General features: G+C 56.3%; 10 protein-coding genes. 1 reads left to right on the top strand and 9 read right to left on the bottom strand.

Features of this window, described 5'->3' with window-relative positions; all coding sequences use genetic code 11:
• Window positions 1–4: 4 nt before the first annotated feature.
• From lpdA to sdhC, 7 genes are all read right to left on the bottom strand, one after another.
• Entirely contained in the window at window positions 5–1,441 is a 1,437-nt protein-coding gene (gene lpdA, locus ACZRMH_RS02720; protein WP_016780172.1) for a dihydrolipoyl dehydrogenase, read from the bottom strand.
• Window positions 1,442–1,545: 104 nt separating this feature from the next.
• On the bottom strand, window positions 1,546–2,772 hold the full coding sequence (gene odhB / locus ACZRMH_RS02715) for a 2-oxoglutarate dehydrogenase complex dihydrolipoyllysine-residue succinyltransferase (RefSeq protein ID WP_464012041.1): 1,227 nt from the start codon (window positions 2,770–2,772) through the stop codon (window positions 1,546–1,548).
• A 41-nt stretch (window positions 2,773–2,813) separates the two neighbouring features.
• A complete protein-coding gene (locus tag ACZRMH_RS02710; protein WP_464012040.1) occupies window positions 2,814–5,645 on the bottom strand; it encodes a 2-oxoglutarate dehydrogenase E1 component in 2,832 nt (943 codons plus the stop codon).
• Between the two features lie 258 nt (window positions 5,646–5,903).
• A complete protein-coding gene (locus ACZRMH_RS02705) occupies window positions 5,904–6,608 on the bottom strand; it encodes a succinate dehydrogenase iron-sulfur subunit (protein ID WP_048382454.1) in 705 nt (234 codons plus the stop codon).
• A gap of 11 nt (window positions 6,609–6,619) precedes the next feature.
• The gene (sdhA, locus tag ACZRMH_RS02700) at window positions 6,620–8,395 is read right to left on the bottom strand and encodes a succinate dehydrogenase flavoprotein subunit (RefSeq protein ID WP_464012039.1); all 1,776 of its coding nucleotides are present in this window, start codon (window positions 8,393–8,395) and stop codon (window positions 6,620–6,622) included.
• A 3-nt stretch (window positions 8,396–8,398) separates the two neighbouring features.
• Entirely contained in the window at window positions 8,399–8,767 is a 369-nt protein-coding gene (sdhD, locus tag ACZRMH_RS02695) for a succinate dehydrogenase, hydrophobic membrane anchor protein (RefSeq protein ID WP_464012038.1), read from the bottom strand.
• A complete protein-coding gene (gene sdhC / locus ACZRMH_RS02690; RefSeq protein WP_464012037.1) occupies window positions 8,761–9,147 on the bottom strand; it encodes a succinate dehydrogenase, cytochrome b556 subunit in 387 nt (128 codons plus the stop codon). Before sdhC ends, sdhD begins: the two co-directional genes overlap by 7 nt.
• 351 nt (window positions 9,148–9,498) lie before the next feature.
• On the opposite strand from sdhC, the gene gltA reads away from it, so the two are divergent.
• Window positions 9,499–10,788, top strand: coding sequence for a citrate synthase (gene gltA, locus ACZRMH_RS02685; protein WP_059764219.1), 1,290 nt, complete (start codon window positions 9,499–9,501; stop codon window positions 10,786–10,788).
• Window positions 10,789–11,071: 283 nt separating this feature from the next.
• Here gltA and ACZRMH_RS02680 read toward each other — a convergent pair whose 3' ends face one another.
• Both ACZRMH_RS02680 and ACZRMH_RS02675 read right to left on the bottom strand, forming a co-directional pair.
• Window positions 11,072–12,730 carry a cation acetate symporter gene (locus ACZRMH_RS02680; RefSeq protein WP_464012036.1) on the bottom strand — a complete coding sequence of 553 codons (1,659 nt, stop codon included), beginning with the start codon at window positions 12,728–12,730 and terminating at the stop codon, window positions 11,072–11,074.
• On the bottom strand, window positions 12,727–13,038 hold the full coding sequence (locus ACZRMH_RS02675) for a DUF485 domain-containing protein (RefSeq protein ID WP_095002117.1): 312 nt from the start codon (window positions 13,036–13,038) through the stop codon (window positions 12,727–12,729). Before ACZRMH_RS02675 ends, ACZRMH_RS02680 begins: the two co-directional genes overlap by 4 nt.
• Window positions 13,039–13,169: the final 131 nt, after the last annotated feature.

The raw sequence follows: 13,169 nt of genomic DNA, 5'->3' as shown, positions 1-13,169 counted from the left end.
GGTCTTAACGTTTCTTACGGTTGGCAATGTGGATGGCGCCGCCATTCACTGCCAGCGCTGCTTCGTGCAACGCTTCGGACAGGGTTGGATGGGAGAAAACCATCATGCCCAGATCCTCGGCACTGGTGCCGAATTCCATACCGATCGCGCCCTGCTGTACCAGCTCTGCAGCGCTCGGGCCAATCACGTGGACGCCCAGTACGCGGTCAGTTTTGGCATCAGCAATGACTTTGACAAAGCCACCGGTGTCGTTTGCTGCCATGGCACGGCCACTGGCTGCGAACGGGAAGGTGCCGACGTTAACCTCAACGCCTTCAGCTTTCAAGGCCTGCTCGGTTTTACCGACCCACGCGATCTCCGGGTGAGTGTAAATAACCGATGGAATCAGGTCGTAGTTCATCTCGGTCTTGTGACCTTTGATGCGCTCGACAACCATGATGCCTTCTTCCGAAGCCTTGTGTGCCAGCATCATGCCGCGAACCACGTCACCGATGGCGAATACGCCCGGTACGCTGGTTGCGCAATGATCGTCAACAAACACGAAACCGCGCTCGTCGATGGTCACGCCGCTGTCAGCCGCCAGCAGCTCGGTAGTCACCGGACGGCGACCCACGGCTACGATCAGCTTGTCGAAGGTGATGGTCTGTTCGCCGTTGGCGTCGGTGTAGGTCACAACGACTTCTTCGCCGTTAACCTTGGAACCGGTCACGCGAGCGCCCAGCTTGATGTCCAGACCTTGTTTGGTCAGGGTTTTGTAGGCTTCTTTGGAAACGGCAGCGTCAGCAGCCATCAGGAACGTGTCCAGAGCTTCCAGGACAGTCACTTCAGCGCCCAGACGGGACCATACCGAGCCCAGTTCCAGACCGATAACGCCAGCGCCGATAACGCCCAGACGTTTAGGTACGGACTGGAATTCCAGTGCGCCGGTCGAATCAACGATCACGTTGTTATCAACTGGAGCCGGTGGAATGTCGATCGGACGCGAACCCGAAGCCAGAATCACGTTCTCGGCTTCGATGATTTCAACGCTGCCGTCAGGCTTGGTCAGTTCAACACGCTTGCCAGCCAGCAGTTTGCCGTGGCCTTGCAGGGAAGTAACGCCGTTAGCCTTGAACAGGGTAGCAACGCCGGAAGTCAGACCTTTTACGATGTTGGCTTTACGGCCAACCATCGCAGCGACGTCCATCTTCACTTCACCGGTGGTGATGCCGTGGATGGCGAATGCATCCTTGGCTTCGTGATACTTCCAGGAGCTGTCCAGCAGCGCCTTGGATGGAATGCAGCCAACGTTCAGGCAAGTACCGCCCAGCGCCAGTTTGCCTTCCTTGTCGGTGTATTTTTCGATGCAAGCAGTCGAAAGGCCCAGTTGCGCGGCCTTGATGGCTGCAACATAGCCGCCAGGGCCCGCACCAATCACTACAACGTCAAATTTCTGAGACATGAAAATAGATCCTCTATTAGCTACAAGCTGTCAGCAGCAAGCTGCAAGCCAAAGACAAGCTGCTTTTCTCGCAGCTTGTCACCTGAAGCTTGCAGCTGCTTCTATTAGATATCCAGCAGCAGACGAGCCGGGTCTTCCAGCAGGTTTTTGATTGCTACCAGGAAACTTACAGCTTCTTTGCCGTCGATCAAGCGGTGATCGTAAGACAGAGCCAAATACATCATCGGGCGGATAACTACCTGACCGTTGACTGCCATTGGACGCTGAAGGATGTTGTGCATGCCCAGGATCGCGGCTTGCGGCGGGTTAACGATCGGGGTCGACATCATCGAACCGAAAGTACCACCGTTGGTGATCGTGAAGGTACCGCCGGTCATTTCGTCGATCGACAGTTTGCCGTCACGGGCTTTTTTACCGTAAGCAGCGATGCCGCCTTCGATTTCAGCCAGGCTCATCAGCTCGGCGTTACGCAGAACCGGAACCACCAGACCACGGTCGCTGGAAACAGCTACACCGATGTCAGCGAAGCCGTGATAAACGATGTCGGAACCGTCGATCGAGGCGTTAACGGCCGGGAAGCGTTTCAGCGCTTCGGTAGCTGCTTTCACGAAGAACGACATGAAGCCCAGGCGTACGCCGTTGTGGGACTTCTCGAACAGGTCCTTGTACTTCGAACGCAGTGCCATGATTTCAGTCATGTCCACTTCGTTGAAAGTAGTCAGCATCGCCATGTTCGACTGAGCTTCAACCAGACGCTTGGCCACAGTGGCACGAACGCGGGTCATCGGAACGCGTTTTTCTACGCGGTCGCCAGCAGCGAATACCGGCGCAGCAGCGGCAGGAGCAGCGGCCTTGGCAGGCGCAGCAGCTGGAGCAGCCTTTTTGGCAGCAACAGCGGCAACTACGTCTTCCTTGGTCACACGACCGCCTTTGCCAGTACCGGCAACGGAAGCGATGTTGATGCCGTTTTCTTCAGCGATCTTGCGAGCGGCCGGAGCAGCAACTGGATCGTCTTCGCCATCAGCAGCCGGGGCAGCCGCCTGAGCAGCAGGTGCAGCGGCAGCAGGAGCGGCAGCAGGAGCGGCAGCAGCGCCGCCTTCAACGATGGAGCCCAGTACTTCGTCGGACAGAACAGTGTCGCCTTCGTTCTTGACGATAGCGCCCAGCACGCCGTCAGCAGTGGCCAGTACTTCCAGCACTACCTTGTCGGTTTCGATGTCGACAATCAGGTCGTCGCGCTTTACAGCGTCGCCTGGTTGCTTGTGCCAGGTGGCAACGGTGCCATCGGCAACCGATTCCGGAAATGTTGGGGCTTTGATCTCGATAGCCATGTTCTTTGGTTCCTTAAATTCGGTTTCAGTGCGCGAAGGCGTTAAACAGTGAACGCGTCTTGCAACAGTTTTGCCTGTTGCTCAGCGTGCATCGATGCGTAACCACAAGCAGGTGCAGCAGAAGCGTCACGGCCCGCGTACTCAAGTACGAGAGATTTGTCGTGACCGCTGATGATGCGGCGCATGTGGTGCTGGCTGCAGTACCAGGCACCCTGGTTCATCGGCTCTTCCTGACACCAGACAATATGCTTGGCGTTTTTGTACGGAGCCAGGACTTCAATCAAGTCGTCCTCAGGGAACGGGTACAGCTGCTCAAGACGCACGATGGCGATGTCATCACGACCTTCGGCACGGCGTTTTTCCAGCAGGTCGTAGTAGACCTTGCCGCTACACAGCACGATGCGACCGACGTTCGCCGGATCTTGTGCATCGATCTCTGGAATAACGGTCTGGAACGAACCTTCGGCCAGATCTTCCAGGGTCGAGATTGCCAGTTTGTGACGCAGCAACGACTTCGGTGTCAGGACGATCAGCGGCTTGCGCAGCGGACGGATGACCTGACGGCGCAGCAGGTGGTAGATCTGCGCTGGAGTGGTTGGTACGCACACCTGAATGTTGTGCTCGGCACACAATTGCAGGTAACGCTCAAGACGTGCAGAGGAGTGCTCCGGGCCCTGACCTTCATAACCGTGTGGCAACAGCATGGTCAGACCGCACAGACGGCCCCACTTGTGCTCGCCGCTGGTGATGAACTGGTCGATGACAACCTGGGCGCCGTTGGCGAAGTCGCCGAACTGGGCTTCCCAGATCACCAGCGCGTTTGGCGTGGTGGTCGAGTAGCCGTATTCGAACGCCAATACCGCTTCTTCCGACAGCAACGAGTCGTACAGGTCAAAACGTGGCTGACCTTCGTACAGGTGCTTCAGAGGAATGTAGGTGCCAGCATCTTTCTGGTTGTGCAACACGGCGTGACGGTGCGAGAACGTACCGCGGCCAATGTCCTGACCGGTCATGCGGATCGGGTGACCTTCGAACTGCAAGGTTGCGTATGCCATTGTTTCGGCATAACCCCAGTTGATCGGCAGGCCGCCGGCTTGCATTTTTTGACGGTCTTCGTAGATCTTCGCAACCTGACGCTGAACCACGAAGCCTTCCGGAATTTCCAGCAGCTTGGCAGACAGCTCTTGCAGGGTTTTCAGATCGAAACGCGTGTCATGGCGAGCAGTCCAGGCGTGACCCAGGTATGGGCGCCAGTCTACGAACAGCTCTTTGTTCGGCTCTTTGACCAGACTTTTCACAACATGCAGACCGTTGTCCAGCGCGTTGCGGTATTCGTCGATCTTGGCCTGAACGCGTTCTGCGTCTACCACTTTTTCTTGCGTCAGACGCTCGGCATACAGTTCACGGGTAGTGCGCTGTTTGGCGATCTGCTGATACATCAGCGGCTGGGTACCGTTTGGCTCGTCGGCCTCGTTGTGACCGCGACGGCGGTAGCAGAACAGGTCGATCACGACGTCACGCTTGAACTGCATGCGGTAGTCGATGGCCAGCTGGGTCACGAACAATACGGCTTCCGGATCATCACCATTTACATGGAGGATCGGCGCCTGGATCATTTTCGCAACGTCAGTGCAGTACTCGGTAGAACGGGAGTCTTCCGGGTTGCTGATGGTGAAGCCAACCTGGTTGTTGATCACCAGATGAACCGTACCGCCAGTCTTGAAGCCGCGGGTCTGCGACATCTGGAAGGTTTCCATGACCACACCCTGACCTGCGAAGGCAGCATCACCGTGGATGGAAATTGGCAGTACCTTTTCGCCGGTGCTGTCGTTACGACGGTCCTGGCGAGCACGTACCGACCCTTCAACCACAGGAGATACGATCTCCAGGTGGGACGGGTTAAACGCCATTGCCAGGTGAACTTCGCCACCGGCAGTCATGACGTTGGAGGAGAAGCCCTGGTGGTATTTAACGTCACCGGAACCCAACTCGATCTTTTTCTTGCCTTCGAACTCGTCGAACAACTCGCGCGGGTTTTTGCCGAAGGTGTTCACCAATACGTTCAGGCGACCACGGTGGGCCATGCCGATAACGATTTCCTTGGTGCCGTAGTTGCCCGAACGCTGGATCAGCTCATCCAGCAAAGGAATCAGGCTCTCGCCACCTTCCAGGCCGAAACGCTTGGTGCCCGGGTATTTGGTACCCAGGTACTTTTCCAGACCTTCAGCAGCTGTGACGCGCTCAAGCAGATGGCCTTTGACTTCAGCCGAATACGATGGGCGGCCGCGTACGCTTTCGAGGCGCTGTTCAAACCAGTGGCGCTGCTCGGAATCGACGATGTGCGTGAACTCTGCGCCAATGGTGCGGCAATATGTCTGCTGCAACGCTTCGAGAATTTCGCGTAGGCTCGCTTCCTCTTTGCCGATATACAGGTCGCCGGCACGGAAGGTCGTATCAAGATCGGCATTGGTCAAGCCGTAATGATTGATCGACAGGTCTGCAGGTGCAGGACGCTGCCACAGCCCCAGCGGATCTAGCTGGGCTGCCTGGTGGCCGCGCATCCGATAGGCCTGGATCAATCGCAGCACTTCAACCTGCTTCTTCTCGTGCTCACTGCTCACGCTCCCGGCGGAAACCGGTTGGGCGCGGCGCTGGTTCTTTGCCAGCAGCACGAAATGATCGCGGATTGTGGAGTGCGAAACATCGTTGGCAGAGTTGCCCTCAGCAGGCAACGTCTGAAATTTGGTGCGCCATTCTTCTGGCACAGCGTTAGGGTCGTGCAGGTAGAGCTCATAGAGCTCTTCCACATAGGCAGCGTTACCACCTGAAAGATAGCCGCTGTTCCACATGCGCTGCATCACGCTTTCTTGCATGCTTGGTCACCCTCGGTTAGGGGACACCATCGACGAGAACACCAGAGCACGCTTGAGAAAGTCCGAATACAGCGACTAAAACAAGCCACTTAGGATCACGCTGATAGTCCGGGTACCAGCCCGGATGCCCCTGCTGGTCTCATTTCTTCAAAATAAGAGCCGCAGCTTTTTGAGCTGTTGCTCAGGTTAAAACTACGGCGCCGGTTGAAGCCTGCGCCGCAGCATTTACGGTTACTACGGTCTACGGTACAGCTTGGATCAGATGCCGCTTTGCAGCAGCATGCTACGCACGTGACCGATGGCCTTAGTCGGGTTCAGGCCCTTCGGACACACGTTGACGCAGTTCATGATCCCGCGGCAGCGGAATACGCTGAACGGGTCATCCAGTGAAGCCAGACGCTCGGTGGTCCGGGTGTCACGGCTGTCAGCCAGGAAACGATAGGCTTGCAGCAGTGCAGCAGGGCCCAGGAACTTGTCCGGGTTCCACCAGAAGGACGGGCACGAAGTCGAGCAGCAAGCGCACAGGATGCACTCGTACAGACCGTCGAGCTTTTCACGCTCTTCTGGCGATTGCAGACGCTCAATGGCCGGAGCCGGAGTGTCGTTCTGCAGGAACGGCTTAACTTTCTCGTATTGCTTGTAGAAGATGCTCATATCGACGACCAGGTCACGGATAACCGGCAAACCTGGCAGAGGACGAACGATCAGCTTGTTGCCTTTAACGACAGCGGACAGCGGCGTTACGCACGCCAGGCCGTTTTTGCCGTTGATGTTCATGCCGTCGGAGCCGCAAACGCCCTCACGGCAAGAGCGACGATAGGAGAACCCTTCGTCCTGCTCTTTGATCAGGGCCAGTACGTCCAGCACCATCAGGTCTTTACCGTTGGTATTGACCTCGAATTCCTGCATGAACGGAGCGGCGTCCTGATCAGGGTTGTAACGATAAACACTGACTTTCAACATATCGGCCACCCTTAGTAAGTCCGAACCATAGGCTCGAAGGTCGGAACGGTTTTCGGCGAGAAGTTCACCGCACGCTTGGCTACGCGCTTGTCACCCGGGAAGTACAGGGTGTGGCACAGCCAGTTAACGTCGTCACGATCTTCGAAGTCTTCACGGGCGTGAGCACCGCGCGATTCTTTACGCACTTCAGCAGCGATTGCAGTCGCTTCAGCCACTTCGAGCAGGTTTTGCAGCTCAAGGGCTTCGATACGAGCGGTGTTGAACGCCTGGCTCTTATCGTTGATTTTCACGTTGGCGATGCGCTTGCGCAGATCAGCCAGCTGGGCAATACCCTTCTGCATGTATTCGCCGGTACGGAATACACCGAAGTAGTTCTGCATGCAGCTTTGCAGTTCTTTACGCAGGGTTGCCACGTCTTCGCCGTCAGTACGCGAGTTCAGGCCGTCCAGACGTGCCAGGGCAGCGTCGATGTCGGACTGGCGTGGACGAGCGTAATCAACGCCTTCTTTCAGGGTCTGCTCAAGGAACAGGCCGGCAGCACGACCGAATACCACCAGGTCGAGCAGCGAGTTGCCGCCCAGACGGTTGGCACCGTGTACCGATACACATGCCACTTCACCCACTGCGAACAGGCCAGGGATGATCTGGTCAACGCCGTCAGCGTCCTGAGTGATCGCCTGGCCATGAATGTTGGTGGCAACGCCGCCCATCATATAGTGGCAAGTCGGAACCACTGGAACTGGAGCCAGCACCGGGTCAACATGGGCGAAAGTCTTGGACAGTTCGCAGATACCAGGCAGACGGCTATGCAGAACTTCTTCACCCAGGTGATCGAGTTTCAGCATTACGTGGTCGCCATCCGGACCGCAACCGTTGCCCGCGATGATTTCTTTAACCATCGAGCGAGCTACTACGTCACGACCGGCAAGGTCTTTGGCGTTCGGAGCATAACGCTCCATGAAACGCTCGCCGTGCTTGTTGATCAGGTATCCACCTTCACCACGGCAACCTTCAGTAACCAGTACACCGGCGCCGGCGATGCCGGTCGGGTGGAACTGCCACATTTCGATGTCTTGTACCGGAACGCCTGCACGCAGTGCCATGCCAATACCGTCACCGGTGTTGATCAGGGCGTTGGTGGTGGACGAGTAGATACGGCCTGCACCGCCAGTCGCCAATACGGTGGCGTTGGCACGAACGTACGAGGTTTCGCCGGTTTCGATGCAGATAACGATCATGCCGACGAAATCGCCAGCTTCGTTCTTCACCAGGTCGACACCATAGTATTCGTTGAGGAATACAGTGCCGGCCTTGAGGTTGGCCTGGTACAGGGTGTGCAGCAGCGCGTGACCGGTACGGTCGGCTGCAGCGCAAGTACGGGCAGCCTGGCCGCCTTTACCGAAGTCCTTGGACTGACCACCGAAAGGACGCTGGTAGATACGGCCCTGCTCGGTACGGGAGAACGGCATGCCCATGTGTTCAAGTTCGTATACGGCTTCCGGGCCTACGGAACACATGTATTCGATAGCGTCCTGGTCACCGATATAGTCGGAACCCTTGACGGTATCGTACATGTGCCAGCGCCAGTCATCGTTTGGATCTGCAGACGCGATCGCGCAGGTAATGCCACCCTGGGCCGATACGGTGTGCGAACGAGTCGGGAAAACCTTGGTGATTACGGCAGTCTTGTGACCACCTTGTGCCAGCTGCAGAGCAGCGCGCATGCCAGCACCGCCGCCGCCAATGATGATGGCGTCGAACGAAAGTGTATTAACTGTGTTAGCCATGAATCAGATACCCCAAAGAATCTGCACACCCCAGACGAAGTAAGCGAACATTGCAACGCCGCAGACTGCCTGGAAGAGGAAACGTACTGCTGTCGCGGACTTGCCCAGCGCCATTGGCGTCAGGTAGTCGGTCGCGATGGTCCACATGCCTACCCAGGCGTGTGCGCCCAGAGCAACAAGGGCCAGCAGGCTGAAGATACGCATCCAGTTGCTTGCAAACAGTTCATGCCATTGGGCGTAGCCAATGCCAGGATTGGCTACTACGTATCCGATCAGGAAGATGAAATAAGCCGCGAGAACAACCGCAGACACGCGCTGTGCCATCCAGTCATAGAGGCCCGAACGCGACATGTTCGTAACGCTGGTTACCATATCCAAACTCCTGCCAGTACAATCATCACCACGGAAATGGCGATAACGATTTTCGAGCCCAGCTTGCCGCCTTCCAGCGTCTCACCGATGCCCATGTCCATGATCAAGTGGCGCACACCGGCAACCAAGTGATACAGCAAGGCGGACAGGATGCCCCAAATCACTAGCTTGGCTAGTGGACTGGTCAGACACGCCTTCACTTGACCGAAGCCTTCTTCCGAACCCAGCGACTTGTCCAATGCGTAAAGCATGATGGCCAGGCTGACGAAAAGAATGACACCGGAGATTCGGTGAAGAATCGACGTGTATGCAGTGACTGGGAGTTTGATGGTCCTTAGGTCTAGGTTTACAGGTCGTTGGCTATTCACGGCTTTTTTCACACTGAAGAGCCCCTAACAATCAGGGCAAGTTTGTTGGGATGCGCACTGGTCAGGTACCCACCACCCGGGAGTGACGACCCCCATCTAAACAGGCCCAAAAGCCTCTGGCGGTCGGCTGCCGAGTATAGACAGTTAGGTTACTAATGACAACGCAAACACCCACCCCCTAAAAGCGCATTGCGCTCGGGCCATAAAAGGCGTAAACGGCAGGGATATTCGCGAAAAAAGGCTCCTCAAAGCCTTGTACAGCAAGACTTTAGGCAAATTGACATTCAAATTTATCTCACTATAGTGGTGCGGGCCCTGCGTGGGGGGTCTGTCTGATGATTTCAAGCATAAATAGGAGGCCACATGGCTGACAAAAAAGCGCAGTTGATCATCGAGGGCGCAGCCCCCGTCGAGCTGCCCATTTTAACTGGCACCGTGGGTCCCGATGTAATCGATGTGCGAGGCCTGACGGCCACGGGCCGATTCACATTTGACCCGGGCTTCATGTCGACCGCATCTTGCGAGTCGAAGATCACCTATATTGATGGTGACAACGGTATCCTGCTGCACCGCGGCTACCCGATCGAACAACTGGCTGAACACTCTGACTATCTAGAGACCGCTTATCTGCTGCTGAACGGCGAACTGCCGACCGCAGAGCAGAAGGCTCAATTTGTCAGCACCGTGAAGAACCACACCATGGTTCACGAGCAGTTGAAGACCTTCTTCAACGGCTTCCGTCGTGACGCCCACCCGATGGCGGTCATGTGCGGTGTAGTTGGCGCCCTTTCGGCCTTCTACCACGACTCCCTGGACATCAATAACCCGCAGCATCGCGAAATTTCCGCGATCCGTCTGGTTGCCAAGATGCCAACCCTGGCAGCGATGGTTTACAAGTACTCCATGGGTCAACCTATGATGTACCCGCGTAACGACCTGACCTACGCCGAAAACTTCCTGCACATGATGTTCAACACGCCGTGCGAGATCAAACCGATCAGCCCGGTACTGGCCAAGGCAATGGATAAGATCTTTATCCTGCACGCGGACCACGAACAGAATGCTTCGACCTCCACCGTGCGTCTGGCGGGCTCTTCGGGTGCCAACCCGTTCGCCTGTATTGCTGCCGGTATCGCTGCACTGTGGGGCCCTGCCCACGGCGGCGCCAACGAAGCCGTGCTGACCATGCTCGATGAAATTGGCGATGTTTCCAACATCGACAAATTCATCGCCAAGGCCAAGGACAAGAACGATCCGTTCAAACTGATGGGCTTCGGTCACCGGGTTTACAAAAACCGCGACCCACGCGCCACAGTCATGAAGAAGACCTGCGACGAAGTGCTCAAAGAGCTGGGCATTCAGAACGATCCGCAACTCGAACTGGCCATGCGCCTGGAAGAGATCGCCCTGACCGACCCGTACTTCATCGAACGCTCGCTGTACCCGAACGTCGACTTCTACTCGGGGATCATCCTCAAGGCGATCGGCATTCCGACCAGCATGTTCACCGTGATTTTCGCCCTGTCGCGTACAGTGGGCTGGATCTCGCACTGGAAAGAAATGCTCTCCAGCCCGTACAAGATTGGCCGTCCGCGCCAGCTGTACACCGGTTACGAGCAGCGTGACCTGACCAACCTGGAAGACCGCAAGTAAGGCCTGTCCCGCGATAGCGTCTTGCTTCAGAGAATACGGCCTCTGCCTTTTATATAAAGAGCAGAGGCCGTATTTTTTTGTGTGTCGGTTCACTCGACCTCCCATACACCTCATCCACCTGTGAGAGCGGGCTTGCTCGCGATGGCAGCGACGCGGCACATCTGAAAAACCGCAGTGATACCATCGCGAGCAAGCCCGCTCCCACAGAGGATCTGCGGCGCGCACAAAAAATCCCCCTGCCTTGCGGCAGGAGGATTCGGTTAAACATACTGTCTATTGCGGATTAATGATCCACCGCCCCGCTCGCCCCCAAGCCAGTCTGCGAACGCACAAACTGCGGGAAGAACAGCGCACGCTCTTTCTCTGCTGCCTTGGACTTGTCCGTAATGGAGAAGAACCAGATACCCGCAAACGCAATGATCATGGAGAACAGTGCCGGGTACTCATAAGGGAAGATGGCTTTTTCATGATGCAGGATCTGCACCCAGATGGTCGGGCCCAGGATCATCAGGCCAACCGCACTCACCAGGCCCAGCCAGCCGCCAATCATGGCGCCACGGGTAGTCAGGTTTTTCCAGTACATGGAAAGCAGCAGGACCGGGAAGTTGCAGCTCGCTGCGATGGAGAACGCCAGGCCCACCATAAACGCGATGTTCTGGCTTTCAAACAGGATACCCAGGCCAATCGCCAGTACCGCCAGGGCGATGGTGGTGATCTTCGAAACCCGAATCTCATCCTTGTCGTTGGCTTTGCCCTTTTTGATCACGCTGGCATACAGGTCATGGGACACCGCAGAAGCGCCCGCCAGGGTCAGCCCGGCAACCACCGCCAGGATGGTGGCAAATGCTACTGCCGAGATAAAGCCCAGGAACATGCTGCCGCCAACTGCGTCAGCCAGATGCACCGCCGCCATGTTGTTACCACCCAGCAAGGCGCCAGCAGCGTCCTTGAATGCAGGGTTGGTGCTGACCAGAATGATTGCGCCAAAACCGATGATAAAGGTCAGGATATAGAAGTAGCCAATAAAGCCAGTTGCGTAGAACACGCTCTTGCGCGCTTCTTTCGCATCGCTCACGGTGAAGAAGCGCATCAGGATATGTGGCAGGCCAGCAGTACCGAACATCAGGGCCAGGCCCAGGGAGAACGCGGAGATCGGATCTTTCACCAGCCCGCCCGGGCTCATGATCGCTTCACCTTTAGGGTGAATCTTCACCGCTTCTGCAAACAGCGCGTTGAAGTCAAAGTTGACATGTTTCATGACCATCACGGCCATAAACGTCGCGCCTGACAGCAACATGACTGCCTTGATGATCTGTACCCAGGTTGTTGCCAGCATGCCGCCGAACAACACATACATACACATCAGGATGCCTACCAGGATCACCGCAACGTGATAATCCAGGCCAAACAGCAACTGGATCAGCTTGCCTGCGCCGACCATTTGCGCGATCAGGTAGAACGCTACCACCACCAGCGAACCACACGCCGACAACGAACGAATCTGGGTTTGCCCCAGACGGTACGAGGCCACGTCGGCAAAGGTGTATTTGCCCAGGTTACGCAGACGTTCTGCAATCAGGAACAGGATGATGGGCCAACCCACCAGAAAGCCGATCGAATAGATCAGGCCGTCATAGCCAGAGGTGTATACCAGCGCGGAAATACCCAGGAAGGAGGCTGCCGACATATAGTCGCCCGCAATCGCCAGACCATTCTGAAACCCGGTAATCTTGCCGCCAGCTGCATAGTAGTCGGCTGCCGACTTGTTACGCTTGGATGCCCAGTAAGTAATGCACAGGGTCGCGCCAACAAATACGACGAACATGATGATCGCCGAGATATTGAGCGGTTGTTTTTGCACTTCACCCGTCAGAGCCTCCCCCGCCCAGACCGATGGAGCAAGGGCTGCAGCGCCCACTGTTGCCAATAAGCGCCCGATCATTGCCCAGCCTCCTTGAGAATTGCATTGTTCAGCTCGTCAAACTCGCCATTGGCCCGGCGTACATAGATACCGGTCAGGATAAAGGCCGAAACAATCAGCCCCACGCCAATCGGGATCCCCCAGGTAATGGACGAATCGGGACTCAACTTGGTCCCCATGATGTGCGACCCATATGCAATTAACAGGATAAAAGCGGCATATAACCCGAGCATGATTGCCGAAAGAAGCCAGGCAAAACGCTCTCTCTTTTTAACCAGCTCCTTGAAGCGCGGGCTGTTTTGAATCGAGATATAAATGCTGTCGTTCATTATTTTTGTCCTCGCAGCACAGATGAGATGGAACGTTTTCACTATTAGGGCGGCGCAATTTCAATTCCAGACGACTTTAGTAGTAGAGCCTCTGACTCCCTGCAGCCCCCGGTTTCTCTAGGCTGCAAGGA

This window comes from Pseudomonas sp. B414 (genome assembly GCF_055408445.1).
Note: the sequence above shows the minus strand (reverse complement) of the source record. Positions and strands in the feature narration are given on the sequence as shown.